Genomic DNA, 23,973 nt, shown 5'->3' with positions numbered 1-23,973 from the left:
CAAGGGAGGCCGATCAGCCCGGCGCGCGTGTGCCTGTCCCTTACCGCTACCCAAGCGGTGTGGGCCAGGACGAGGGATGCCCCTGAGGCCCCATCCCTCGCGCTCCCTTCCCACCCGTCAAATTCAGGATTGAGAGGAGAGATCGTCCTGATCGCCGGCCCTGTCGAGCTGTTTGCGGATATAGGCTTCGATGTAGTCGAACACTTCGACCGCACCAGCATCCGTCTCTATCAGATCGATCGGTCGACGGCCGCCGAGTTGCACGCTCTCTCTGCGCGCCCATTTCAAAATTTCGCCTTCGGTGCGCAGCACCGGGCGGGCCATCTCCAGCATTTTCGTGAGGTGATGCGGCTTCGCATACCATGAATGCGGTTTGATGCTGGCCCGCCGGCGGCCGGGGACGACATCCGGCAACGGCGACGCCCGCAACTCATCTTCCGAGATATGCCGCCTGACCCAGTGAGCCAGCTTCGCCAGCGACACGTTTGCCTCGCGTTCAAGATCGCCGCCCGCGCCGACTTTGCGCGTCGGGATCACCAGGCCGCGAACGATGTGGGGGCAACGCGCCTGCAACATCTCCAGAGCCGGTGCAAGGTCGGTGTCATTGGTGACCAGCACCACCTGGTCGACCTCGCCGCTCAGGGCGTCGTCGTAGAGATGAAGCGCCAGGTTCACATCCGACTGCTTCTCCTCGAGTTTCCAGACCTGGATCTTGTCGCAATCGCGTGGCCAGCGCTTTGGATCGTCTGCGGGAACGATATGCTGGTTGGCCTTGTAGAGAGAATAATGGCCCATCACGAAGGACAGCCTGCCACCGCAATGCGTCGTCAGGGCATTGTGGTATTGGGCCTGCGAAGACACCGAATCTTCGCCCTTGGCAGCGCTTTCGATGATCTTGGCCGTGAAATACTTGATCGCGCTGTCCGGATGCAGCGTCATCGTCGCCGGCTCGGCGCCCGGCGCTGGCCTATAGAGGATCGACGGCAGGATTTGCGTTTCGAACAGGGCGAGAACGTCGAGCCATTTGAACGCTGTTTTGCGCAGGCAGCCGTAGTAAAGATTGTAGCCGTCGATATCGACGCGTGTTCGTAACGCCGGCACTCCCTACCCCCAAGGCATAAAAAAACCGGCTTGCGCCGGCTTTTTACCCCAACCGCCCGGAGCCCGTGTCTCTCAGGACGCTGGATTAGTTGTTAGCTCTCGACATAGTGTCGAGTGGCCCTCTCGTCAATCGATATTAGCGGCTCACCACGCGCTGAAGCCGGCAGTTTCGCCGTGAATCCACCTAAAATAGGCGTTCTTCGGGAAATCTGCAACGGAATGACACGGCCCTCCCCGGGCAGTGAGTCAGGAGAGCGGCCCGGCCCGTTCCGGGCCGCATGTTTGTTTCCGCCCCATGTCATCGCCGGCCAGGCCGGTCAAGCGGCCCGTGAAGCCGGTCCATCTTCGGCGCCAGTCCGTAAGCGGACCCGAGAAGACTTCCCACCTTCCGCGCCACGCCACTTGACAGTCCCACCCGCCGCCGCGGGACGGGCTTTCGACCCCGATATCTTCAACACTGACCAAGGATCGCAGTTCACCTCGGTGGACTTCACTGCCGTGCTGAAGAAGGCGGAAATCGCCATCTCGATGGATGGCAAGGGTGCGTGGCGGGACGACGTGTTCGTTGAACGGCTCTGGCGTTCGATCAAATACGAGGAAGTCTACCTCCACGCCGACAAGACAGTATCCGAGGCCCGCGTCGGCATCGGCCGATATCTGACCTTTTACAATAGCCGATGCCCACATTCGTCCCTTGACCGACAGACGCCGGATCAGGCCTACTTCAACGCGCTGACACCAATGATAGTCGCGGCACAATCAAGGCGAAAATCCACTTAGCGAAATGCCCAAAACTGTTCAGACAAACCGAGCTACCTCTAAGTTGGAAGGCCGTGGTTTTCGTACAGACGCTTCACATCTTGGCCAATTCGTAAGCAGTCAGATCTTTTGAACGACCCGCCTATGATCGGCTCAGTTCGCCGGAAAGACGTTTCGCAATTCGGCCGATGACGATAAGCGCTGCTGTCGTCCCCGCGAGTGCGCAACCGGCGACCATGTTGCCTTGAATGCTGAATCTCTCGTTGAGAAACCCGCCAGCGAGCGCTCCCACCGCGATAGAAATCTGAAAGACACTGACGAACGCCGCTCCGCTGATTTCGCGGCGATCCTGAGCGGCCGTTAGCAACCAAACCTGCAAGCAGATGGGAATACCTCCGAACGCAATTCCCCACACGATTATACTGAATGCGGCCACTAGAGAGCTGTGAGTAAGGGTAAGCGCAAGCAGTGAAAGACCTAGTAGAAGTGAGTACAACAGCGCCATTTGGCGAAAATACGTTTGTACGTATTCTCCAGATATGGTGTTCGATATAAGTCCTGCGCATCCAAAAGCAAAGAACGCCCATGGAGAAATTCCATTGGGTACTTGCAATTCCCCAATGAGAGAAGCGAGGAAAGTGTAGGCAATGAAATGGCCCGAAATTAAAAGAGAGGTTGCGGCCAGCCCCTCGGCGAAATTTGGCATGCGGAGAAGCTCCCAAAGAGAAGAATAATGGAATTTGTTCTGTGGTTGCAGTTTTGGAAGCAAAAACAATTGGGCTAGTGCGATGGAAATCGCGATAGTGCCGAAAACCAAGAGAGCTGCTCGCCAACTTTGTGCCTGTATAATGGCGGACGCAAGCGGCAACCCGATGACGCTGCCGGCGGAAGCTCCGCCGAACACGATCGCAATTGCTCGACCTTTTAGATGCTGTGGCACCAACCTCGCGGCGGAAGTCGCTCCGATCGACCAGAAGCCACCGATAGATACTCCAAGAACTAACCGCCCTAACAAAAGAAGCGTGAGACCACCACTAAATGCGCCGACCATATCGGCAACGAACGTAAGCAGCATCATTGCCAGCAGTAGCGTCTTTCGGTCTGCTTGTGACCAACAGAAAAGAGGTGCCGCGATGGCCGCCGCGAGGGCTGGAAGCGTTACTGCAAGGCCAACTGATCCCGCGTCTATCGCATAGTCCCGAGCTATGACAGGAAGAGCAGCGATCGGCGCGAGTTCACTCGATACCAAAGCAAAGGTTCCGAAGCATAGTGACCAAACTCCCCCCCATCCTCGTAACTCTTGTTGCTGCGTTACATTTTTAAATATCTCTTTGTTCATCATTTACTCCGAGCGTTCGTGTCGCAATGCGAGTGAGCCAATCGGCGTGGCACTCACGCTTAACTCTCTATCGCCGCAGAGTGTTGGCGATAAAAGCACCAGGTAAACCACCCGAATCTTGCTGACCTTGACCTGATGAGGTGGACGCCCCCCGCTCCGGCACCGCTGTGCCATACCGAGATTTTCCACCATCGCACGGTCGCTGGCCGGGCCCCGGAGAGAGGCTCTCAACCGGGCCGGTTGACCATGTAAACTCGCTCGCGAGCGAACGCTGGCGAGAAGCCGATTGAATGCTAGACCGAATGCCGAACAGTACGGCTGATATGCTATTGCAGTGGCTGCTTATGGTGACAGTCAGGATATGGCTGCATCCGGCTATCGGCCCAAAGCTCTCATCCGTGGGGACATTCGACCGAACGATTGTTCGATCTGCGTTCGCTGAAAAGCTGGCTGGAGATCCACACTGCGAGCGCAAACCCGCTGAAAGCTGCTCCCAAGATGGTAATCCCCGACCAGCCGTACCGCGCGTAGGTTGCCGTTGCGGCGATCGCACCCAGAGCGCTGCCAATCGAGTAAAAGATCATGTAGCCTCCAATTAGGCGGCCACTCTTGTGCGGATGCACGCTCACCACGACGCTGAGGTTGGTCACGTGGACGGCTTGGACTGCCAAGTCGAGCGCGAACACGCCAACTAACAGCACTGAAATGGAGAGTGGAAGGAAAGCGATCAGACCCCAGGATGCGAGCAGGAGCGCAAGAGAAATTCCGGTCGTCCATCGACCGTAGCCTTTATCTGCAAGTCTTCCAGCGGATGTTGCTCCAATCGCACCTGCCAGTCCAACCAATCCGAACAGCCCAATCAAGGTATGGGAATAGGAAAATGGCGGAGCGCTGAGTGGAAGCACCAGCGAGGTCCAGAACGTGCTGAAGGATGCAAAGATCAGAAGCGCGAGAATGCCTCGAAAGAGCAGAATCGGCTCGCGCAGGAACGTGGATGGAACGGAGACGAGAGCGTTGAGATATGTTTCGGAATGCCGCTCTGCCGCTCGCCCTGGCAGCACCTGCACAAGGATACCGACGATCGCGACCGTGAGCAGCGCAGATGTCAGATAAACCGTCCGCCATCCGCCGAAATCGGCAATCGTGCCGGCAACGGATCGAGCTGCGAGGATGCCGGTTACGACGCCGCTGGTGACCGTGCCTACCACGCCGGCGCGTTGAACCGGCGTCGCCAGGGCCGCGGCCTGGGCAACGAGTATCTGAACGAGAACAGCCAGCAATCCGACCGCGCTCATGCCAGCGAACAGTATCGTCTTGGCCCCGGCCGTCGCCACGACGATAAGAGCGATCGCCGAAAGCAGCCCTTGGATGATGGTAAGCTTTCGGCGGTCGGTGAGATCGGCGATCGGCACGATGAAGATCAAGCCCAGCCCGTATCCGACTTGCGTCAGCGTGACGACAAGACCGATGCTGGAGGACGAGATGCCGAGGTCATGCGCCATGAGATCGAGCAGGGGCTGAGCGTAATAGATATTCGCCACACTCACGCCTGCTGCCACCGCGATGATCAGCGTCTGTACTCTCGACAACCCATGTGCTGGAACCCTGTTCGCGGCATCTGCTGTGTTCTCACTCATCGTGGCTGCTCCTCGTGGTTTCAACTCGTTTGACGTTGAAACCACTTGGCTCACCTCAAAGCTAGTTCTAAGATAGAACCAGTTTGGATTGGAGATCGATAGCGATGGTGAAACGGGTTAGTCTTTGGAATGCCGGGTGCCCGGTCGCGCGTTCTCTTGATGCAATCGGCGACTGGTGGTCGCTTTTGATCATCCGCGACGCTTTCGACGGCAAGCGTCGTTTTGGCGAGTTCCAGAACGGGCTGGGCATAAGCAAAGGGGTGTTGTCGACCCGATTGCGCGACCTTGCGAAGCGAGGGATTTTCGAAACCGTGCCAGCCTCGGATGGAACCGCGTACCGCGAATACGTCCTCACGGCAAAGGGACGCGGTCTGTTCCCCGTTATCGTTGCACTCCGACAATGGGGTGAAGATTACCTGTTCACTGACCGGGAGGCTCGTTCCTCGCTTGTGGACCGAGAAAAACGCGCGCCAGTCGCTCGGCTTGTGGTCCGATCCGCCGATGGTCGCTCTCTTGTCTGGAGCGACACTCAGGTAACAGGCTGATGTCGCTCGGGAACGAGCGTGTGTATGACCGCAGCTTGCGGGTGCAGAGCGGTCTACTGTCAATCTCGCCTTTCGGCCGCCAACAGCGGTCGTGCTGGCGACCGTTGGATTGAGCGACCTGTCGTTCTTTTCCGTTCAGGAAACGGGATCAGGGACGGCTGCCGTCCAGGGAGCAAGGGTGAAAACGGCCAATGCGATCAAGGCTCATTTTGCGTCGTTCCGCTCAGGCGCTTCACCCGAGAGTTTCGGGCATCTTTCCTTCGCATGCGCTCAAGGCTAATTGGATCCACGACAAACTGTCTACGGGCCGATACAGAACCATCCGAAGCTCGATGGACAGCGGGTGTCGAACGCCATGGAGTATTGATGTGACCATTCAAATGACTGCGGATTCTATCGGATGCCTCCTAGGCAATCAGCGCCTTGCCGAGCAACTGGCCTTCATTCTGGAAGTCGAAAAGCTGAAGACAGTCTTGCGCAGAACCCCTCTGCTGGATCGCTCGCGCGTCGAGAACGACGCCGAGCACACATGGCAATTGGCGGTGATGGCGATGGTGCTGGCTGAGCATTCCGACGAACCTGTCGATATTCTGCGTGTGCTCAGGATGCTGCTCATCCATGATGTCGTGGAGATCGATGCCGGGGACACCTTTGCCTACGATAGCGTCGGTGCCGCCAATCAGGCCGAAAGGGAGCTGAAGGCTGCCCAGCGGATATTCGCATTGCTGCCCCAGGACCAGGCGGAAGAGTTCCGGGCGCTGTGGGACGATTTCGAGGCGAAGGTTTCTGCGGAATCACGGTTCGCAAACGCCATCGATCGCTTGCAGCCCTTGTTGCACAACTACTTCACGGACGGCGGCACCTGGCCCGCCGCCGGTGTCACGACAACCGACGTGCATCGACGTATGCGGCCGATCGGCGTGGCCTCCGAGACCTTGGGAAGCCTCAGCACAAGGCTCATAGAACTTGCTGTCGAGCGAGGCATCCTTGCCCCAGCGCCTGCGTCGAAAGCGGACGCGTGATGCCGTGGTCATCTCGGCCACAGCACTTCCGCGGTCTGGGACGATTGTCGTTCAGGCGCTGCCGGTGTCGAAAACCAGGTCGGCGCTTACGTCGCGCTGTTCCAGCGCAACAGGCGATCGGTGCTCCTTCTTTGTGGGCATGGGTCCTGAATCCCCTTTGGGCGATGTCTCCCACCGTACAGCTGAAATGATGGACGTGGGGGAAATGCCGGTATTAACAGCGCGATCGAGCGGCTTTGCTCCCTAACCATTCGCGGGTCGGGGTCCCGCCTGCGGCGGAGCCGCTGCCCCAAAACGGACGTCACCAGCGATTGGGTGGGACGACCTGATTGCGCTATAAATAGCGACAAATGCTGCCCCAAACCGGGCGTTAAACCAATCTGCCCCAAAACGCTGCATACATTAAGGCACCAGGACATCGTAATGAGACACGAAATCACTAAATTTTCATTCCAGCAGGTTGATGTTTTTTCCTCCAAAGCTTTGCTGGGCAATCCGCTGGCGGTTGTCATTGGAGCAGATTCCTTGACCGCATCTGAGATGGCTGCTTTCGCGCGCTGGACGAACCTTAGCGAAACGACTTTCCTTCTACAGCCGAGGTCGGTAGATGCCGATTACCGCGTTCGCATCTTTACACCCGTTGCTGAGTTGCCCTTCGCAGGCCACCCCACTTTGGGGAGCTGCCACACATGGCTGTCGTCCGGTGGAAGGCCAAAGAGTGGTGAGATTGTCCAGGAGTGCGAGGCGGGACTAGTCCACATTCGGCGCAACAATGGACGACTTTCTTTCGAAGCCCCCGAACTGCGGCGATCAGGCCCGGTGGAACTCGACACACTGACGCTAGTCCTCAAAGGTCTGCGATTGACAACCGATGACATCGTCGATGCCAACTGGGTGGACAATGGCCCTGGCTGGCTCGCTGTCCAACTGCGATCCAGGGCTGACGTCCTCGCGCTTCGTCCGGATTTCGCCATCCTGTCTGGATTACGGGTCGGTGTCGTTGCCCCCTGGGATCTAACAAAGGATGGGCGGGAAGCGGATTTCGAGGTGCGTGCCTTTTCCGCGGCCGGTTTTGAAGACCCGGTAACCGGCAGCTTAAATGCAGGCATCGCTCAATGGTTGATTGGTAACGGCATCGCTTCTTCATCATACATTGCCAGCCAAGGTACCGTCCTTGGACGGGAAGGACGTGTTCATGTGGAGCTGGTCGAAGATCGGATCTGGGTCGGTGGCGACGTTACAACTTGCATAGAGGGCGTCGCATCCCTTTAAAGTGCTGGTTATAAGCTAGCTGGCCGCCATGATCGCATCGCTATCGATGATTTTCGCAAAGTCGGATTTGAGATGAGCTATCGTTACTTCGAAAATCACACGCGCGGATAGCTGCTCGTGCGGCATGTCAAAACCCATGACGGTGTCACGGACGACGATCATCGCGCACGCCGGGAAGCTGCCGTTCTCAGAGCGGTTGCCGAGACCGTCGCGCGGGTGAATAAACTATGGCGATCGCAGCCAGAGCGAGAGGCCGTTCCCGCGGAGGTTCTTTAGCGGATCGATGCACATGTGCAACTGATGACGCCAATTCTTGGCACGTGTGCGGACTGAACCCCCGGCCCAGCGGGATGACGCTCTGTCCTAGCCATCGCGCCAGTTTTCCTTACGCATCTTCACGCGTTGCCAGAGACCGTCGCCAATAACCCTGAGCGACGGCACGTCCTGGACGACATGGTAGCTCGGCAGCCCGTAAGGCGACCACATCGATGGCGGCGCGCTTTTGCCTGGCTGATGGCGGCGTCCAAACGCACTGCTACCGCGGTCCCGGCCGGATGAAGACCAGAGAAGCGTGATCACATTCAGGCGATATGCGTACATCCACTTTCCTGAGCCTTGGTCAGGGTGTGGGCGCAACATTAGGTGGTGGCAGGAGACGGCCCTGCAACAGCCGGCAAATCGTCCCAGCTGTTAGAATGAGCATGAACAGGTTCGCGAAACCGAATAGGACCGGTGCTAGATAGAGGATGACGCCGTCGTCTCCGAGAGCGATAAGGCGGATCGGCGCGATTGCAAGCGCCGTTACGCCGAAGCTGAACGCCCAATAGGACGGCGCGAAGGGTTCTTTCAGGATCCAGGGCAGAAGCCGCAGCAAGATTAGGACCTGGAGAACGCCGTAGCCGATCATTGCGTGTACAAGGAGTATTGGTGCTTGTGGCGCTACCGCGATCAACGCCACCGCGCCGACTACCGGCGGCGCTAACTGGATGCCAAGGGTTGGCCGCAGGGCGCTTGTCAAAGTTGGTGCGGTGAGCAGCCGATGCAGCAGGGCGGATTCGATGGCCAGCCACGTGAAGAACCCCATGCCGAAGAAGAACGTGCCAAGATCCGCGAAGCCGAGCGCACCGCCAACTGTGCTGGCGACGAAGCTTCCGGCCACGCTCGGAAGATAGAGCACCGGTGTCGTCTGGATGATATCGCGCCCCCCTTGCCATAGACCGCCTGTTCGCCAGATGGCAAAGCCGAACGTGAAGAGCGCGCCGCCGATATAAAGAGCAAGCGCCACTCCGTAGGAATAGGGCGCAAGTCCGCCGGCGACCAGCATCGTCGCCACGCCGACGAGCCCGACGAAGCAGCATTGGACTGGATGGGCGAGCTCGGCAAGCGCTACGTCGCGCGCAATAAGCCATTTGAGTGCGTAGAGTGACGTGAGGATCAGCCAGACAAATCCTGCCGTCAACATCACCAGTTCGCCGACGAAGACGGGAAGCGCCCAGACAACGTGTCCTGCACGCCAGGCGCCGCCGAGACCCGCTAATCCCAGCACCATGCCAAAGAGGCCGGCTGGCACCGTCGCGATGTTTGAACGTGTCATAATGCCCTCTCGATCGACAGCGGAAGCGGCCCTAGCGAGCGCCTGCCAAGAACTTATCGACCGTCTCGTCCGTGGTCCAGATGCGTTGGCCATGAAGCGATAGTTGATGAGCGCGGCGAGATAGCCGTCGCCGTCGGGAAGCTTCGGGGCCGCCACGGCGTCACGCACCACCGCGACCTCGAAGCCCGCTTCGAGCAAGTCGCGCATGTGCGAATCGACGCACACGTTGGCCAGCATCCCGGTGAGGATCACCCGGTTGATGCCCCGCTTGCCAAGCTAGAGCTTCAGATCGTTGGCCTGGGGACCATAAACCTTGTGGGGCGAGCAGATGATGGTCTTGCCGTCCTCAATGAAAGGCTTGAACTCCTCCATGAAGTCCGCACCCGAGCCGCGGAAGCTATCCACGGTATAGGGGCCATTGCGGTCGGAGGTGCCCGTCACGTGCTGGAATTTTTCGAGCGGTGCCTCACAACGCTAGCAATGATCCCAGCCGTAATAATAACGCGGCGAGAGGACGAGGTTGATCAACTCGTTGTTCCCCAGGTCCCTTCACGAAGAAATCCGGTGAGGATTTGGGATAGTCGACGGTACACCCTAGATCGGTAAAAGCCTTGTCGAGATAGATTTCCCACATGGACGAATTGAAGGTTGACGGAACTTCCTTGACGAATTTTTCCGCCTCACCTTTTCGGGTCGAGGATACCTGTTGCCCAGCTTTGAATTACCGGCACCACCTTGGCGTAGCGCGTATTGTTGCGGATTTCGTTGAAGCTACGATGGAGTTTGTCGTTCGGCAGTCTCGGCTCAAACAGGTCTATAATTCTTGAACGCCACTAACTCGAAGGGTTTTCAGGCCGAATGTTGAACGCTATGGCATGCGATATAGAAGGACACCTCATTAGTCCTTTGTCCTAGGACTGAGGACAGTAGGCGAGCTTTTCTTATTTTGTCAAATATAATCAATGTCATTTCTTAAGGGCCGGCATTGGAAGCCCACTCTGGCCGCGACGATATTGTCGACATCGCACGATCGCTGGCAAGGGCGGGGCGGTAGGGAGCGGAGTGGGTCGATCATACCGTCGTCGAGGTTATGAACGACGCTACTCATCCGAAATTGGGCAGGACCAACGGGGTTTCACTGGTCCTTGGAACGCACAAGCGCGCAGCGAAAAATCAGCCTATGCTCCTATCGCGGTTGATGCTTCAGTCGGTGGGCCGTGTATCCGCACGCGCCGAGCCGCACAGATGCGAAGATCATGTCGATTGGCATTTAGGCAAACCGAGCAATACTGAGGCCATGACCAGGTAATGAGGGGCGCACCGGGGCAGAAATCAAACTGCCCGCAAGCACGTCATTGGGCAACCTTGACAACGACGCGACGGCGAATGCAATCTGGTCGCACCCTGGTGGGTCGGGAGGCTGGAATGGCCGAACGAGACACGGCTACGGGTACGCTCGCTGCGACGGCCGCCTCCGACAAGCCGTTCGCGGTCGTTCCACTGTCCGTCGCTTTGCCCAAGGGCGGCGGCGCCATCCGGGGCATCGGTGAGAAGTTCGCGACTAACCCGGTGACGGGCACGGGTACCCTGAGCGTGCCGCTGGCCCTGAGCCCTGGCCGCTCGGGCTTCGGACCTTCGCTCGCCTTGGCGTACGACTCGGGCGCCGGCAATTCCCCGTGCGGTTTCGGCTGGGAGCTTGATCTTCCCGCCATCAGGCGCAAGACGGACAAGGGGCTGCCGCGCTACGAGGAAGCAACCGACAGCGACACCTTCACCCTGTCGGACGTCGAGGAACTGGTTCCCGAGTTTCGCAGAACACCCGGCGGCGAGCTGGCGCTCGAGGACGGCCGCCCCATCGTCCATGACGACGGCTGGGTAGTGCGGCGCTATCGCCCGCGGGTCGGCGCGCAGATCGCGCGGATCGAGCGGTGGACCAGGAGCGACAGTCCTCGCGATGTGCATTGGCGCTAGGAGGCAATGCTTTAAGAAAGGATGTAATACTTTGAATGCTGCCTGGCCATCGCATTTGTGCCCTTACGCAGATTACTCTAGATCAGCGCTCCAGAGTTCAATGTCTCCCACGTTAATTAAGCGCTCTTATCTAAATCCGCTGCTTAATTAAATTAAGTGCGCCTTGGTTAAATAACGGGCGCGGCTGATACTGGGTTATGTCAGATTCCCAATCCAAACATCGGTTGGGTCGTTTCGTCGAGACGATCGCTGCCAATGAAACAGTACGGGCGTTCGTAACACCACCGTTGCCGCCCGAGCCGGCGATTGATGTGCTTTCATTGCTGGAGCGTCTCAGCTTGGCCGAGCGCGCGCTCGGGCGCTTGGATGGTAGTCCTGAGCGGGCTGACAAACGAAATTGTCGTCAATCTCGTGAAGTTCAATGGGCTGATCGTTATCGCCGAGGACGGAAATGCCAATACCAATGAGGCCGACACGACATACACTCTGCAAGGTAGCGTACGCCTGGAACCTGATGATATGCGAGCAATCGCACGCCTGGTCCGGGGGGCAGACGGCGCAGTCGTGTGGTCGAGCGACTACGACGTCAATATAAAGGGTCGAAGCATTCTCGACGCCCAGATGGCCATCGCGCGATCAATCGCGGCGGCTGTGGCGGCCCCAGTCGGAGCGGGTGCGGAGGGCCCAGTAATGCCGAAAGTTGGAACCGGCAGCGTTCGGAGTTAGGCCCCTTTTTCGCCGCCGCATGAGCTTCAGTGAGGCGTGGGCAAGTTTTCGGGTTCCGACGACACGGGCGAACTTCAATCCACCATCGCTACTATTGGTGTGATGGCTGCGGCAGTAAGACCAGCGTGTGGTCGAGGATGTCTTGTGCGACAATACCCAAGGCGATGGGCTGCCATAAGGTGTACGATCACAGGTCAACGACAGCCGGGCGACTGCGCCTTGAACAGCTTCTGCTGCCGACCCTAAAAGCTGAAGGATTATAGCTGCGAAAGCGCCTTGTCGACGCGCTCGCGAGCCTTGTTCGGCAGCTTTCCGGACTTGATAGCCTCAAGGTTTGCGGGGGTATCACCCACCACCACAACCTCGACCATGCCCATAGAAAAATGCGGCGTGCACTTGATCACGTAAGCTCCCGGTACGGTGAAGGTCTGCTTCAGGTTCTCATTGACCTTGCTCTTGAAGGCTTCGGCGCCTTCAGGAATCATATCCTTTACGGTTTCGGCATTGTGCCCCTTGTCCATCGGCACAAAGGTCACAGTGTCGCCCGGCTTGATCTTAGTGAGTGCGGGCTCGAATACCATCACTCCGTCGGCCCCTTTGTTCATCATGTGAACCTCGAAATCGGCAGCTGCCGCCGGAACAGCGGTTGCCGCAAGCATAGATGCCGCGGTCAGATTTTTCAGAAGGCGCATGATCACGTACTCCTCTCGTGGTTGGTTGTTTGCGCTAGGGAAAAAGCGAGCGCGAGCCGTCGCGCCACCTCAGGCTCGCGTTTCGAAACGGTGATGGCCGCCGTCCGCCCGGACGAGGTCTGCCTGCACGTCTGGTCTGCGGTCAATCACCGATCGAATACTGGTCTCGTGCATCAAGCTGAATGCCGTCGACAAAGCATCTGCAGTGGTCGCATTGTCGGCGATGACCGTCACGCGCCTGTACAATGCAGCGGCTCCTCCGGTGTGAGGGTCGAGAATATGACCGAAGTGCTGTGCCTCATCGAAATGGAAGCCCGTCGCACTCGAGGTTGCGACTGCCTTGTTGGTGACTTCGAGAATCACGTCGGGAGACTCGTCCTGTCGCTCTGCGAGGCCGATCCGCCACGGCGTACCATTCTCCCTCGAACCTATCGCGCGGCTTTCTCCCATGTCGACAAGACTGCTAGTCACCCCGGCCCCTCTCAGCAATTCCACGATCCTGTCCGTGATGTAGCCTTGGGCAATGCCATTCAAAGTCACTGCCATCTTAGGTCGGGTCAGGATAATGCGATCCCTATTGAATTCGATGCCGTCGAAGCCCACGGCGTCGAGCGCATTTCTGATCTTTTCGGCCGGCGGGCCGGAGGGATCAGCTTCCGGCTGCATGAAGTGGTCGCGATATAAAGACCACAGTGGCTGCACAGTCGGATCGAATGCACCGCCGCTCATGGTCCAATATTCCTGGCAGGAGCCAAGCAAGGTCACCAGATCACGCGGAGGCGCGACTAGAGCACGGACCCTGTTCAATTCGGACAACGAGGATTCGTCGCGATAGAGACTGAACACGGCTTCCAGCCGGGCAACCTCGGCAACGACCGCATCGATCAACCGCGTGGCATGAACCTGGTTTTCGTGATTTAGAATAAGCGTTGCCGGTGCGCCGAGGGCTTGCCCGCTCCACCTGATGACTGTCGCCATAGGTTCCGCACGGGTCAGAAGGGGCAAGCCCGCCGTCGCGGCGATAATCGCAATAGCCCGGCGGCGAGTGTATCCTCTAGCCATGACCATGTCCCTCCAACTTCTTCTCGGGGTTTGTGGGGGTGGTGGTATCGGCATCGGCACCGCCTGAACCCAGCACGTAGGCCTGGGGGACATCACTGAATGCGACGACACGCCCGCCGTTCTTGACGGAAAATTGCCGTGCCGCTTCCTCCGTGGAGAAGGGGACCGCCTCTTCCGCCCCCATGCCGCCCCGCACGGAACTGCTGATGACGTAAAAGGCCTTTCGTGCGTCGATCCAGTTCGACTCACCTGGCTTTTCCCAACTCGGTGCCTTACTCATGTCGGATACATAGATTGCCGCGATGTCCTTCGGCTCTTCCGGTAGCATTGTGAAAGCCAGCGCGTCGCGGGCAGACGAGAACCAGATGGGTTCGGGAACTTGTGCATCGAGAATGATCTGGCCTTTCGGCCCGGGGTGTTCGAGCACGTTCATTCCGCAGTACCTGCCTACTGCTTCCGACGTCAGCGCGAACGGCGGCGGAGAGGCCCGTTGCTCCTCCCTGCACCCTCCAAGCAAAAAGGCCGACAATAGTATCCCGACCACCAAAGCGCGTGTCATAGCTCCCTCCTCGAAAATACGACCGCGGCAAGCGCGAGCGGCAATATGGTCCACGCGACAAGCGCTACAATCATCAATACGGCGTTAAGTCCGGAATGCTTTGCGACGCCGCCCAGGCCGGAAAGAGCGCTTGCGTCTCCAGACCCGAGGTTGAGCATCCGGTAGACGTCGGTTGGATTGAGCAGCAAGAACGTGTCCAGAAGACTGGAGGGAAGAGCGTGCCCCGCCGCCGCGACGAGTGCGCCGAGCAACGCCATGTCATAAATCAGGACGAACAGTAGCCAGATGCCGATGGCTATGCCGCCCGCCGTGCTCCGCTCGCTGACAATCGTGCTTGCCAGGTATCCGATAGCGACGAACACCGCACCCAAAAGCACGGACGACCCGATCATGGCGAGAAAGGCACGCCAACTGGCGGCGTCAATGTCAGGACTTGTGATCGCGAGGGCCAATGCGGCGGCACCGTAGCCGCAGAGTGTCGCGAAGGCGAGGATGGCGACATGCCCGAAGAACTTGCCGAGAATAACCTGATTGCGCCCGACCGGATAGCTTAAAAGCAGCTGCATGGTGCCGCGTTCCATCTCGCCCACGATCGCGTCGTGCGAGAGCAGGAGCGCGATCAACGGCACGAGAAAAATGGTGAGGCTGGATAGACTGACGATGACCACGTCGAGCTGGTTGACCCCGACGTTACCCGTCGGCGCGCTGCCCAGCGCAGTGAGGGTGAGCGCCAATGCTGCAAGGAGAAGTGTTGCCCCGAGCACCCACCGATTGCGCAACCCTTCCAGAATTTCCTTGCGGGCTACGATAAGGATGTTCTTCATTCGGCCGCCTTCCGCCCGCCAAGGAAATGGGCATAGAGATCGTCCAGTGTCGGCTCTACGAGGTGCACCCCGGCTACCTCCGCAGGATTGGCCGTGACCTCTCGAAGGAGTGCGACTTTGTCCTCCACCGTCACCTCGGTCTCGACCGTGTCGACACCTGTCTTCCTCCAGCCACTTCCAAATTTCCAATCGACCGGCGAACCACCGCCTGCAAGTTTCACGCTCACGCGGGTGGGCAAATGCGCAAGGGTTCGCAAAGTCTCCAGCGATCCATCGGCGACCTTCACGCCTTCGTTGACGATCACCACGCGATTGGCCCGTCCTTCAAGTTCGGTGAGTGCGTGCGACGAAAGAAGGATTGTGGTCCCAGCGGATCGCAGTTCGCCCAGGATATCGTAGAATCGTCGGCGAAGAGCCGGATCGAGGCCGCTCGTAGGCTCGTCCAGGAGCAGGACCCGCGGCTGGCCAAGCAGCGCCTGTGCCAGACCAAGTCTCTGCCGCATGCCCTTTGAATAGGTCCGGACCGGACGGTCGGCCGCAACCGCAGCCAGTCCAACCCGCTCAAGAAGCTCCGGCACCACGGAAACCTCAACCCGTTTCAGTCGCGCGTAGAAGGCCAAGGTTTCCCGCCCCGTCAAGGCCATGTGAAAGGACACGCTTTCCGGCAGGTAGCCGAGCCGCCTCCGAACCTCGAAATCGCCCTTGGCTGGGTCTTCGCCGAGAACAAGCACGTTGCCCGCGGAGGGGCGGATCAGGCCGAGCATAAGCTTGATCAATGTCGTCTTTCCGGCGCCGTTGTGGCCGACAAGCGCGACGGTTTCCCCTTCGTTGAGCTCGAAAGTAACGTCCCTGACCGCTTGGACGTTTCCATAGCGCTTGGCGACGCCTGAAATTGTTGCGGTCGGTGCTGTCATTGCACCGGCTCCTTTTGGGGGGGAGGTGCCATTAGGGGATGGCTGTCAACGACGCCCCCCGGCAGTAAGGCCGGGAACTGAGCCTGAGCCCAGCGGATGACCTGGACTGCGGGGCTGGTGGCCAGCACCTTCGCTTGGGGAGAGGTCCACATCACCTTGTCCATGACATCGTTCGGGCGGTAGGCGTTGTCGGCGATCCCGTCTCCATCGAGGTCGAACGCCGGATTGTCGCTCCAGTAGTTGCCACGGCCGTCCGCCGACCAATCGAGATACCGGGTTCCCACGTATTTGACCTGAGTGCGATTATTGATAAAGGCGTTTTCGCTCATAGAGTTGCCTTCTGATCCGGCCGTAAAGTGAATACCGATCGAACAACCTTCAAACCTGTTGCCCCTCAGTCGGTTGTTGTTGGCGTTGTAGATGAAAACGCACTTCTCCGGGCCCAGTCGCTCGCCCGAGAGGCTGACGTCGGGGCTCACTGGACTATCGTCTGAAGGCATTTTGTCAGCGGGGTCGCGGTTCCCGGCCGTTGTCCAGCGGCTCTGGGGCTGCATCCGCCCGATGACGGTGTTCTCCTCAATCTGCGATCCGTTGGCGAAGTTCAGCACGAGGCCATGATCGCGGTCTCCGTCAGACACATTGCCGATGATTTTCAGCTTGTTTGAGAACATGAGCGCGTAGCCGACTGCGTTCCCAGTAGACGTGTTGCCGCTGATCTCACTGTTGTTGGTGTACATGTAGTGAATCGCGAAACGAACGTCATGGAAGTTGTTGCCGCTGAACACATTGCGCTTGCTCGCGATGGTGAAGATGCCATCGCGGCCGAAGCTGACGTCGTTGCCGACGATCTTGGCACCCGGCGCATTCCAAACCGCGATGCCGTTGCCCAATTCGCTCAGGTGGCCCTTCTTCAGGCCGATGACCGTGTTGTTGCGGACCAAAGAATCGGTCGCCCCGTGGACGTAGATGCCGTAGAGGTTTCCAGTGACCTTGTTCCGTTCGATGAGCGCACCTTTCGCGTTCTCGGTCGCGAACACACCCGAGTCCGCGCCTTCGAGGTTCGTGCCCGATCCGCTGATCTCAAGGCCCCGGAGAACGACGCCCGCCGCGTCTATGGTAACGACGGTGCCTTTTCCGTCGCCTATGATCGCAGCCCCCGGCTCCCCTTCCACGGTCACAGGCTTGACGATCTTCACGGGACCCTTGTGCTTGCCTGGTTGCAGGGTAATGCGGTCCCTCGGCGATGCCGCCTCCAGGATCGCTGCCAGGTTATCGGCAGGTGTGACCATCCGCTCTGCGGCCTCGGCGGGGATGGCGATGGCGACCCAGAACGCCACCATCGCTATGATCGTCACGCGCACCATCATACCGACTTAGGTTCGACCATCATGCGACCTTTCATTTCCATGTGCATCGCATGGCAGAACCACGTGCAATAATACCAGTAGACACCGGGCTTGGCCGCCTTGAAGGTCACCGATGCCGTCGCCTGCGGCCCGATCTCCATGTTGATGCCGTAGTTGACGATGCAGAAGCCGTGCGTCAGGTCCTCGACCTCGTCGATATTGGTGACGTATACGGTCACCTCGTCGCCCTCCTTGACGGTGAAGGACGTCAGCCCGAACGCGGGAGCCGCGGACGTCATGTAAACCCGAACCTTGTCACCATCGCGAATGATTTCGGAGTCTACCATGAGGTCGATATTGTCCTTTTTGGCCTGAGCGACTGCGTCGGCGAAGAATGGGTCTTCGCGCTTCCACACATGGAGCGGATTGATCTTGGACGCATGCACGATCGTCGCGTCGTGCGGCTCGGCGAAGGAGGGGCCGTCGTGAACGAGCACCATTTCGTCGCCCGAGATGTCAATCAGCTGATCGCTCTCCGGCTTCAGTGGGCCGGCGTTGAGGTAGCGGTCCTTCGAGAACTTGTTGAGCGAGATGAGCCACTTGCCGTCAGCCTCCTTGGTCTGACCCATCGAGGAGTGGTTGTGTCCCGGCTGGTAGTGGACGTCCAGCTTCTGGCGGATAGGATTGACCTTCTCGCCTTTGAACGCCCGAATGGCGTCCTCGATGTTCCACTTGCACACTTGGCTGTCGAGGAACAGCGTGGTGTAGGCGTTTCCCCTCCCGTCGTAAGCCGTGTGCAGCGGCCCAAGCCCAAGTTCAGTTTCGGCGACGACTGTGTCGCGCGGCTCGATCTTGTCGTCGAAGAGGTCGTCGAACTTGCGCACGTCGAACACCGTGACGGTCGGTGAGAGCTTGCCGTTGGCCACGAAGTGGATCCCGTCCGGGGCCGTATTTATACCATGGGGACTGTTCGGGACCGGAATGTAGCGGGTGTACTTCGAACCGTGGGAGCCATCGATTACTGGAACGCCGCCGATTTCCTTGAAGTCACCGTTGGCGACCGCTTCTTCGATGCGTTTGAGGTTAAACACCACGACCCAGTCCAGGTCCTTGCTCATCATCTCTTCGAGGGTCACGCCGCCCTCTGAGTTGTAGCAGGTGGAATAGCAGTACTTGCCTTGATAGTCGGCATCGACGTTGTCGAGGTTGCCGTCCACGATGACCTGCCAGGCGACTTTCATCGTCTCGCCATCGACCGCGGTGAAGATGGAGCGGTACTGCTTCGGATCGTCCAGTACTTTGCCGTCGTTGGGGATCGGGACACCGTCTTCGCCATTGCAGAACACGTAGCCGGTCTTGGGGAACTTCTGGACGCGCAGGCCGTGCACGGTGTGCTGGTTTGGAAGCTCGATGATCTTGTCGCACTTCATGACGTCAAGGCGAATACGGCAGACCCGCGTGTTGGACTTGTCGTTGGCGAAGAGATAGCGGCCGTCGTAGGTGCCGTCCGTGAAGGATGGGTGCGGGTGGTGAAGGTCACCGTTCTGGTAGACGCCGCCGCGGTCTTTGAGAAACTCCACCGTCTCCGGCCGCATGTTCTCCGTAAGCACCTTCAGGCTCTCGTTCGTCTGACCCCATCCCGTGGCACTGCAACGGTTGAACACAGGAATGCGCATGATTTCGCGCATCGACGGAACACCGACGATGCGGACTTCGCCTGACTGGCCGCTCGAGAAGAAGGTGTAGTATTCGTCGAGCTCGCCAGGTTTGACCTCCCACTTTGCGCGTTCCTGGGCCATCGCTGGAGATGCCCCACCCGAAAGGCCCAACGCACCGCTGGCCGTCGCCGCTCCTGCGGCCGCAGCCACGGCAGTGGTCCCCAGTAGTTGACGTCTGTTGAAAAGGGGCAGTTTTTTGTCTTCATTCGACATGGTATTTGCCTCCTGGGGTGCGGCCCGCATACGTCGCGTGCCTATTTGACCGGTTCTCCATTATGAGTAACGAGCGTCTTTGGTGGTTTATTTTCTCCTCTCGATTCCGGAGTTGACAGCGCCATGAACTTTTCTCGCTTGAGCCGTACCTGGATCATGTGGGGACAGCGCTGGTCATCATGGTAGAGTTCCTGGCAGTGCATGCAGTAGATGCACTCGTTGACGTTGATCGGGCCTTCAGGGTGTATCGCTTGCACCGGACATTCCTTCGCGCAACGCTGGCAGGGCGTTCCACATTCGGGCCAGCGCTTCAACCATTCGAACGTCCGGATACGACCTGGAATGGCAAGTGCCGCCCCAAGCGGGCAGAGGTAGCGGCAGTAGAACCGCTCGATAAAGAGGCTGGCCACGAGGAGTAGCAAAGCGAAGACAACGAATGGCCAGTCACGGATGAACTTCAGGATGATCGCGGTCTTGAACGGCTCGATCTCCGAGAGCATCTCCGCATAGGCCATCGAATAGAACGACATTCCGAAAAGCCCAAGGAAGGTCATGTATTTGATTGGCCAAAGACGCTCGTGAAGTCCCCACGGAACTTTCACCTGGGGTATTCTGAGGCGCTTCGCAGCCTGGCTCAGCAGCTCCTGCAGCGCACCGAACGGGCAGAGCCATCCGCAGTACGGACCGCGCCCCCAAAACAGCAGACCGGCCGCCACCGCGGCCCAAAGGATGAAAATCAACGGTGCCGCGAGGAAGAACTCCCAACTGAAATTGGTGACCAGCGCGTTCGTGAATGTTAGGACGTTGACAACCGACAGCTGGGCGTTCGCGTACCATCCGAGCCAGACGAGGGTGAAAACGAGATACCCGGTACGGATCCATCCGAACAGCTTCGGACGTTTGACCAGCCAGTCCTGGAAGAAGAAGATTGCCGTCAGGACGAGGAGCGCAGCGACGATGATCGCAATCGAGGCTCTGTTCATACCCCACATGCGCTTCCACAGCGGAGGCTCGCCGGGTTCCGGTTTCGCTTCCGCCGGATCGCTCTTCTCGGCGGCGGCGACCGGGACCTGCTCTTGCGAGGAGGTCTGCGTCACGGTGTAGTAGGTGGACGGAAGGGCGTATGGGATCGAATAGGGGATGACGGACTTGTCGCGCGCGCCCGTGCTGCTGCGTTGCACGAGCATTTCCAGCTCCCACGGCTCGGTCACCTCGAAGGAGAATTCCGGCGGCACAACGAACAGCGCTATCTCCCTCAGGCGTGGTGCGTCCGACGGCGCGAGAGCCGCGATCCTCGTATGGTCGCGATCGCGAAATCGCAAACCTTGCCCGCTCTGTAGCAATTCGACGCGATCGAAGATGCCGCCGCGGACGTAGGCGGAGCCTTTAAAGGAGTATGCCCCGTCTCCGGCCACGAGGATCGCGGACTGTCCCGGCTTGAGCTGGGTGGCGAGGCGCTGATACGCGACATCTCCAAGGAGCGTCTTGCCGATTGCGGGGACGCTCACAGGCGCAATGTATAGATCGATGAAACGGTCTTCCGGGTTCGCGGTTTCCGGGTGCGAAGCCGCTTCCGGATGTGAGGCCTCTTCAAAGGCCTTCGAAACCTCGCCAACCGTCAACCGCAGGCTCCGGACCGAGCCGTCACCGAGGAGGGTCTGCCAGTCGCTCGCCTGGTCTCTCGAAAGGTCGAGCGTTTTGACAACTGAAACAGGTCTAACACCTGCCGGACCGCTCGCGCCCAGGCGCTTGCTCCGGATGAGGTTGACGGCGGAGCGAACGACGCTGTCGCCCATGACGAGCACCGTGACGGTCGCTCCACTGACGATATCCACCTCCGGCGGGCGCTCAGCCCCGGAGGCTACCCTTCCAAGGTCTTTGCCGATAATCGAATTCAAGGCGGCGACGACTTTGGCCTGGGGAATTCCGACGAGGACGATCGGCTCGTGGTGTTCTATGAGCTTGAAGCCCCTGATAATTCCGGACGGATCGATGCCAACTGCGATGTGGATCGGCTTACCAGAATAGCCAACCGAACTGGTAAAATCGGAATTGAGGTAGACATACCCAAGCAGAACGTCACCTCGATAGACCGGCGCGATGGGGGGGTCTCCCACGGCGTCGCCGAAGCGGTCGGCACCCTCGAAAAGCTCGCTTGGCTGAACTCTTTCAAGAAAGGTGGGAAGCTGCCCGGCTGCGAATGCGGGGGTTGTGGACGAGAGGCCGACGAACGCGACCGCAAGCACGAGCATGCTTGCTAACCATGACGACCGAACTTTCTTTGAAAAGTTCATTGCGCTGGCCTTGGATTTCTTTGCAGTTCCGAGATGAGAATGTATCCTAACCTCGGCCGAAGACAACTCCTCGTTGGAAAAACGTACGCGTTTCAAATGGGCCCATATCCGGCAAGGGGAAGGCCTAACAGGAGTGGACTGCATGCCAGCAAAGACCTCCGATCCTTGGCATCTAGCGTCGTTGGACGAGCTTTTGGCGCTTGGTCGTGCCATGGAACAGGAAGCAATAGAAGGTTACCTCGCCCTCGGTCTTAGAATGACGGAGATGGGACACCCCGAGCTTGCGGCAGTGTTCGATGCGCTGGTCGCCGAGGAACAGGGGCACTTGAGCAAAGTGAATGAATGGGAGAAAGCACTCGGATGCAAAACACTTGCGGTTTCCGCCTATCCCCCGGAACACCTGTTCGATGACGAAGGAGCTGGGAAAGTGGCTCCCGAGATGTTGAGCGCCTACCGCGCTTTCTCGATAGCCGTTCGCAACGAGGAACGCGCGTTCGTGTTCTGGTCCTACGTCTCGGCCCATGCCGGGTCGGACGACGTTAGAGATGCAGCCGAACGAATGGCCCGGGAGGAACTCGGCCATGTTGCAACATTGAGACGCGAGCGACGACTGGCATTTCACCGGGAACGAGATCAAACTCTAACGGTCGACAAAGGCGATTTGCCGATGCTTGAGCAGATATTGTCTGGACAGCTCAGATCGTTGACGGAACTATCAAGGACAGACGGAGGCGACGACCTCCTGGCTCTTTCAAAAGAAGCCGAGCTGAGGTCGAGCTCGATGCGAGAATTCCCGCTACTTACCACTCCGCGCCCGGGGAAGGCGACACGAAAGGCGGTTGAAAGTGCTCTGCCGCTCTGCGAATTCCTAGCGGACTGCTACCTCGACATCGGAGATCGCGCGGCCGACGAGAAAGAGGCCGGTCGGGCCCGCGAGTTCGCCTCGCAGGTCATTCACTGCCTCCGGGCTCTTCGAGGGCGCCAACTCTAGTATGATACGAGGGACGTTCGATCCGAAACTAGAATTCTTTCCACAGAGGATGAACGGAAGATGGTGACGCCGTAGGCCATCGTCCATCGGAGCGTGATATTTTGCCCAAAGAGTAAGGGCGATACGCGGGGCGCTTTGGCGCTATCCATCACTAGCAAAACAAAAGCGCCCGCCTGGTAGGACGAGCGCTTCAAACTGCACATTGTCTTCGCGGACTTAGCGAGCGCCAGCTCTTGCGATCCGCTTGATTTCGCCGCGATCGATGCCAAGGTCATGGAGTGAGCGATTGCTCATGCGGCCCAGTTCGGAGACCGTTGGCAACAATGAACGGCTCATCGGCACCCCCGCCGAACTGAGCCTTAACCCCGGAAAATTCCAGCTCCCGCTGGCCCAAAATCGGGTAGCACTTCAAAAAAACCGCTGGAGCGAACTTAAAACTGGATAAAACCTGGGGGCAAGGTCAATTCCTGATGTCATTAGGACGAAAGCGAACAGCCCCCAGCCGGATCGAAAAGATGCATGCGGTTCATGTTGAAGGAAAGCGGCATACGCGAACCTGGACGCGGCTCACTTTCCGGATCGACATTGGCGCAAAGGCTCACCGGCCCGATATCGAAGTAGTTCATCGTCTCCGGTCCAAGCGGCTCAACGAGATCGATATTCGCCTCGACCGTTTCGAAGCCGGGTTTTGGTGTCAGACTCGATATCGATTCAGGCCGGATACCGAACACGACCGGGTTGCCTGCATGTGGCCGGTACTGCCGATAGATTGAGCTTCCATCCTGATGATGCCCAGGGTGCGCGCATTGCCGTGCAACATCTCCAGACCCTGGGCAGGTCACGCATCCTGCACATCACCGGCGTGCAGAACTACCTCGCCGCCCGGATCCGTGCGGATGCCTATAGGGAACTTGTGGGCTCATCCGGCCAAGTGATGTTCGGCGAGTGGTCCGAAGAATGGGGACACTCAGCAATTGATGCTGTCTATTCGCAATCAGGCCCAAAACCTGATGCAATCTTCTGTGGAAGCGACGAAATTGCGCGCGGCGTCATCGATGCGCTTCGCGACCGGGGTGTGTCGATCCCTGACGACGTCGCCGTCGTTGGGTTCGATAACTGGGAGGTCATCTCGAAGCAAACACGACCACCGCTCACGACGATCGACATGGAACTCAAGGAAATCGGGCATCGTGCGGGCCTCGCGATCCTCGGGCTTTCGCGCCGCGAAAAGCTGGAGCCGGGCATCGTTCGGCTTCTTTGCAGCATCGCGGCACGAGGCTCCGCGTGACACATGAAAACGCCCGGTTGCCAAGCTTGCGGGCTAAATTAGATCCTGCGCGCTAAAGACCACCCGCGAACGCGCTTCGAGCCCCGAGGCCTGTCACGGATTGTTC

General features: G+C 58.8%; 23 protein-coding genes and 3 pseudogenes. 9 read left to right on the top strand and 17 right to left on the bottom strand.

The window, feature by feature from the left end; all coding sequences use genetic code 11:
* Positions 1 to 123 precede the first annotated feature (123 nt).
* Complete coding sequence (locus tag AF71_RS13525) at positions 124 to 1,101, bottom strand: antitoxin Xre/MbcA/ParS toxin-binding domain-containing protein (protein ID WP_348644131.1); 978 nt, start codon at positions 1,099 to 1,101, stop codon at positions 124 to 126.
* Between the two features lie 441 nt (positions 1,102 to 1,542).
* Here AF71_RS13525 and AF71_RS13520 point away from each other — a divergent pair.
* A pseudogene (locus tag AF71_RS13520) lies at positions 1,543 to 1,881 on the top strand (integrase core domain-containing protein); the annotation flags it as partial.
* A gap of 121 nt (positions 1,882 to 2,002) precedes the next feature.
* On the opposite strand, the gene AF71_RS13515 reads toward AF71_RS13520, so the two are convergent.
* On the bottom strand, positions 2,003 to 3,199 hold the full coding sequence (locus AF71_RS13515) for an MFS transporter (protein ID WP_169681727.1): 1,197 nt from the start codon (positions 3,197 to 3,199) through the stop codon (positions 2,003 to 2,005).
* Between the two features lie 392 nt (positions 3,200 to 3,591).
* Positions 3,592 to 4,836 carry an MFS transporter gene (locus tag AF71_RS13510; RefSeq protein WP_169681725.1) on the bottom strand — a complete coding sequence of 415 codons (1,245 nt, stop codon included), beginning with the start codon at positions 4,834 to 4,836 and terminating at the stop codon, positions 3,592 to 3,594.
* Positions 4,837 to 4,940: 104 nt separating this feature from the next.
* Between AF71_RS13510 and AF71_RS13505 the strand changes: the two genes are divergently transcribed.
* The 3 genes from AF71_RS13505 (at position 4,941) to AF71_RS13495 (ending at position 7,675) form a co-directional block, all read left to right on the top strand.
* Positions 4,941 to 5,381: a helix-turn-helix domain-containing protein gene (locus AF71_RS13505; RefSeq protein WP_169681723.1), complete on the top strand. Its 441-nt coding sequence runs from the start codon at positions 4,941 to 4,943 to the stop codon at positions 5,379 to 5,381.
* Positions 5,382 to 5,749: 368 nt separating this feature from the next.
* A complete protein-coding gene (locus AF71_RS13500; protein ID WP_169681722.1) occupies positions 5,750 to 6,403 on the top strand; it encodes an HD domain-containing protein in 654 nt (217 codons plus the stop codon).
* 423 nt (positions 6,404 to 6,826) lie between these two features.
* Positions 6,827 to 7,675, top strand: coding sequence for a PhzF family phenazine biosynthesis protein (locus AF71_RS13495; RefSeq protein ID WP_192241796.1), 849 nt, complete (start codon positions 6,827 to 6,829; stop codon positions 7,673 to 7,675).
* A 15-nt stretch (positions 7,676 to 7,690) separates the two neighbouring features.
* Here the strand turns inward: AF71_RS13495 and AF71_RS13490 are convergent, their stop codons facing one another.
* From AF71_RS13490 to AF71_RS31320, 4 genes are all read right to left on the bottom strand, one after another.
* The gene (locus tag AF71_RS13490; protein WP_169681721.1) at positions 7,691 to 7,837 is read right to left on the bottom strand and encodes a hypothetical protein; all 147 of its coding nucleotides are present in this window, start codon (positions 7,835 to 7,837) and stop codon (positions 7,691 to 7,693) included.
* Between the two features lie 201 nt (positions 7,838 to 8,038).
* Positions 8,039 to 8,275 (bottom strand): hypothetical protein, encoded by a 237-nt coding sequence (locus AF71_RS13485; RefSeq protein WP_169681720.1) that lies wholly within the window; start codon positions 8,273 to 8,275, stop codon positions 8,039 to 8,041.
* Between the two features lie 19 nt (positions 8,276 to 8,294).
* Entirely contained in the window at positions 8,295 to 9,506 is a 1,212-nt protein-coding gene (gene tehA / locus AF71_RS13480) for a dicarboxylate transporter/tellurite-resistance protein TehA (RefSeq protein WP_210258254.1), read from the bottom strand.
* A gap of 39 nt (positions 9,507 to 9,545) precedes the next feature.
* Entirely contained in the window at positions 9,546 to 9,710 is a 165-nt protein-coding gene (locus tag AF71_RS31320; protein ID WP_210258253.1) for a hypothetical protein, read from the bottom strand.
* A 984-nt stretch (positions 9,711 to 10,694) separates the two neighbouring features.
* Between AF71_RS31320 and AF71_RS13470 the strand changes: the two genes are divergently transcribed.
* The 3 genes and pseudogenes from AF71_RS13470 to AF71_RS13460 all read left to right on the top strand — a co-directional run bounded on the left by AF71_RS13470 (position 10,695) and on the right by AF71_RS13460 (position 11,966).
* The gene (locus tag AF71_RS13470) at positions 10,695 to 11,240 is read left to right on the top strand and encodes a SpvB/TcaC N-terminal domain-containing protein (RefSeq protein ID WP_169681718.1); all 546 of its coding nucleotides are present in this window, start codon (positions 10,695 to 10,697) and stop codon (positions 11,238 to 11,240) included.
* Positions 11,241 to 11,437: 197 nt separating this feature from the next.
* Positions 11,438 to 11,611: pseudogene (locus AF71_RS31670) on the top strand (Fic family protein); the annotation flags it as partial.
* Positions 11,607 to 11,966, top strand: coding sequence for a hypothetical protein (locus AF71_RS13460; protein ID WP_246733653.1), 360 nt, complete (start codon positions 11,607 to 11,609; stop codon positions 11,964 to 11,966). The pseudogene AF71_RS31670 and the gene AF71_RS13460, both read left to right, overlap by 5 nt.
* 257 nt (positions 11,967 to 12,223) lie before the next feature.
* On the opposite strand, the gene AF71_RS13455 is transcribed toward AF71_RS13460, so the two are convergent.
* From AF71_RS13455 to AF71_RS13420, 8 genes are all read right to left on the bottom strand, one after another.
* On the bottom strand, positions 12,224 to 12,658 hold the full coding sequence (locus AF71_RS13455) for a pseudoazurin (protein WP_169681717.1): 435 nt from the start codon (positions 12,656 to 12,658) through the stop codon (positions 12,224 to 12,226).
* A gap of 69 nt (positions 12,659 to 12,727) precedes the next feature.
* Positions 12,728 to 13,720, bottom strand: a complete 993-nt coding sequence (locus AF71_RS13450; protein WP_169681716.1) for an FAD:protein FMN transferase — start codon at positions 13,718 to 13,720, stop codon at positions 12,728 to 12,730.
* Positions 13,713 to 14,279 (bottom strand): nitrous oxide reductase accessory protein NosL, encoded by a 567-nt coding sequence (locus AF71_RS13445; RefSeq protein ID WP_169681715.1) that lies wholly within the window; start codon positions 14,277 to 14,279, stop codon positions 13,713 to 13,715. The genes AF71_RS13450 and AF71_RS13445 overlap by 8 nt, the downstream gene beginning before the upstream one ends.
* Positions 14,276 to 15,103: an ABC transporter permease gene (locus AF71_RS13440; protein WP_169681713.1), complete on the bottom strand. Its 828-nt coding sequence runs from the start codon at positions 15,101 to 15,103 to the stop codon at positions 14,276 to 14,278. The genes AF71_RS13445 and AF71_RS13440 overlap by 4 nt, the downstream gene beginning before the upstream one ends.
* Positions 15,100 to 16,017 (bottom strand): ABC transporter ATP-binding protein, encoded by a 918-nt coding sequence (locus AF71_RS13435; protein WP_169681711.1) that lies wholly within the window; start codon positions 16,015 to 16,017, stop codon positions 15,100 to 15,102. Before AF71_RS13435 ends, AF71_RS13440 begins: the two co-directional genes overlap by 4 nt.
* A complete protein-coding gene (locus AF71_RS13430) occupies positions 16,014 to 17,381 on the bottom strand; it encodes a nitrous oxide reductase family maturation protein NosD (RefSeq protein ID WP_246733647.1) in 1,368 nt (455 codons plus the stop codon). The genes AF71_RS13435 and AF71_RS13430 overlap by 4 nt, the downstream gene beginning before the upstream one ends.
* Positions 17,381 to 19,294 carry a TAT-dependent nitrous-oxide reductase gene (gene nosZ, locus AF71_RS13425; protein ID WP_169681708.1) on the bottom strand — a complete coding sequence of 638 codons (1,914 nt, stop codon included), beginning with the start codon at positions 19,292 to 19,294 and terminating at the stop codon, positions 17,381 to 17,383. Before nosZ ends, AF71_RS13430 begins: the two co-directional genes overlap by 1 nt.
* Positions 19,295 to 19,335: 41 nt before the next feature.
* Positions 19,336 to 21,546 (bottom strand): NosR/NirI family protein, encoded by a 2,211-nt coding sequence (locus tag AF71_RS13420; protein ID WP_246733646.1) that lies wholly within the window; start codon positions 21,544 to 21,546, stop codon positions 19,336 to 19,338.
* A gap of 184 nt (positions 21,547 to 21,730) precedes the next feature.
* Between AF71_RS13420 and AF71_RS13415 the strand changes: the two genes are divergently transcribed.
* Entirely contained in the window at positions 21,731 to 22,579 is an 849-nt protein-coding gene (locus AF71_RS13415) for a ferritin family protein (RefSeq protein ID WP_169681706.1), read from the top strand.
* Positions 22,580 to 22,795: 216 nt separating this feature from the next.
* Here the strand turns inward: AF71_RS13415 and AF71_RS13410 are convergent, their stop codons facing one another.
* Both AF71_RS13410 and AF71_RS13405 read right to left on the bottom strand, forming a co-directional pair.
* The gene (locus AF71_RS13410) at positions 22,796 to 22,915 is read right to left on the bottom strand and encodes a DUF1127 domain-containing protein (protein ID WP_169681705.1); all 120 of its coding nucleotides are present in this window, start codon (positions 22,913 to 22,915) and stop codon (positions 22,796 to 22,798) included.
* A gap of 140 nt (positions 22,916 to 23,055) precedes the next feature.
* Positions 23,056 to 23,310: a TOBE domain-containing protein gene (locus AF71_RS13405; RefSeq protein ID WP_312867265.1), complete on the bottom strand. Its 255-nt coding sequence runs from the start codon at positions 23,308 to 23,310 to the stop codon at positions 23,056 to 23,058.
* A 23-nt stretch (positions 23,311 to 23,333) separates the two neighbouring features.
* On the opposite strand from AF71_RS13405, the pseudogene AF71_RS13400 reads away from it, so the two are divergent.
* Positions 23,334 to 23,867 (top strand): annotated as a pseudogene (locus tag AF71_RS13400) (substrate-binding domain-containing protein); the annotation flags it as partial.
* Between the last annotated feature and the right edge of the window lie 106 nt (positions 23,868 to 23,973).

Origin of the sequence: Rhizobium sp. 57MFTsu3.2 (genome assembly GCF_012932765.1) — a bacterium.
Taxonomy (GTDB): domain Bacteria; phylum Pseudomonadota; class Alphaproteobacteria; order Rhizobiales; family Rhizobiaceae; genus Rhizobium; species Rhizobium altiplani.
This window is presented reverse-complemented; position numbering and strand designations above follow the sequence as displayed.

Excerpts from the sequence above, each read along its gene's own strand:
- AF71_RS13445 (WP_169681715.1), bottom strand. The coding sequence starts at position 14,279 with ATGACACGCGCTTTGGTGGTCGGGATACTATTGTCGGCCTTTTTGCTT.
- AF71_RS13460 (WP_246733653.1), top strand. The coding sequence starts at position 11,607 with ATGGTAGTCCTGAGCGGGCTGACAAACGAAATTGTCGTCAATCTCGTG.
- AF71_RS13510 (WP_169681725.1), bottom strand. The coding sequence starts at position 4,836 with ATGAGTGAGAACACAGCAGATGCCGCGAACAGGGTTCCAGCACATGGG.
- tehA (WP_210258254.1), bottom strand. The coding sequence starts at position 9,506 with ATGCTGGCCAACGTGTGCGTCGATTCGCACATGCGCGACTTGCTCGAA.
- AF71_RS13495 (WP_192241796.1), top strand. The coding sequence starts at position 6,827 with ATGAGACACGAAATCACTAAATTTTCATTCCAGCAGGTTGATGTTTTT.
- AF71_RS13450 (WP_169681716.1), bottom strand. The coding sequence starts at position 13,720 with ATGGCTAGAGGATACACTCGCCGCCGGGCTATTGCGATTATCGCCGCG.
- AF71_RS13420 (WP_246733646.1), bottom strand. The coding sequence starts at position 21,546 with ATGCTCGTGCTTGCGGTCGCGTTCGTCGGCCTCTCGTCCACAACCCCC.
- AF71_RS13415 (WP_169681706.1), top strand. The coding sequence starts at position 21,731 with ATGCCAGCAAAGACCTCCGATCCTTGGCATCTAGCGTCGTTGGACGAG.
- AF71_RS13505 (WP_169681723.1), top strand. The coding sequence starts at position 4,941 with ATGGTGAAACGGGTTAGTCTTTGGAATGCCGGGTGCCCGGTCGCGCGT.
- AF71_RS13430 (WP_246733647.1), bottom strand. The coding sequence starts at position 17,381 with ATGGTGCGCGTGACGATCATAGCGATGGTGGCGTTCTGGGTCGCCATC.
- AF71_RS13515 (WP_169681727.1), bottom strand. The coding sequence starts at position 3,199 with ATGAACAAAGAGATATTTAAAAATGTAACGCAGCAACAAGAGTTACGA.
- nosZ (WP_169681708.1), bottom strand. The coding sequence starts at position 19,294 with ATGTCGAATGAAGACAAAAAACTGCCCCTTTTCAACAGACGTCAACTA.
- AF71_RS13440 (WP_169681713.1), bottom strand. The coding sequence starts at position 15,103 with ATGAAGAACATCCTTATCGTAGCCCGCAAGGAAATTCTGGAAGGGTTG.
- AF71_RS13410 (WP_169681705.1), bottom strand. The coding sequence starts at position 22,915 with ATGAGCCGTTCATTGTTGCCAACGGTCTCCGAACTGGGCCGCATGAGC.
- AF71_RS13435 (WP_169681711.1), bottom strand. The coding sequence starts at position 16,017 with ATGACAGCACCGACCGCAACAATTTCAGGCGTCGCCAAGCGCTATGGA.
- AF71_RS13470 (WP_169681718.1), top strand. The coding sequence starts at position 10,695 with ATGGCCGAACGAGACACGGCTACGGGTACGCTCGCTGCGACGGCCGCC.
- AF71_RS13485 (WP_169681720.1), bottom strand. The coding sequence starts at position 8,275 with ATGTACGCATATCGCCTGAATGTGATCACGCTTCTCTGGTCTTCATCC.
- AF71_RS13490 (WP_169681721.1), bottom strand. The coding sequence starts at position 7,837 with ATGATCGTCGTCCGTGACACCGTCATGGGTTTTGACATGCCGCACGAG.
- AF71_RS13455 (WP_169681717.1), bottom strand. The coding sequence starts at position 12,658 with ATGCGCCTTCTGAAAAATCTGACCGCGGCATCTATGCTTGCGGCAACC.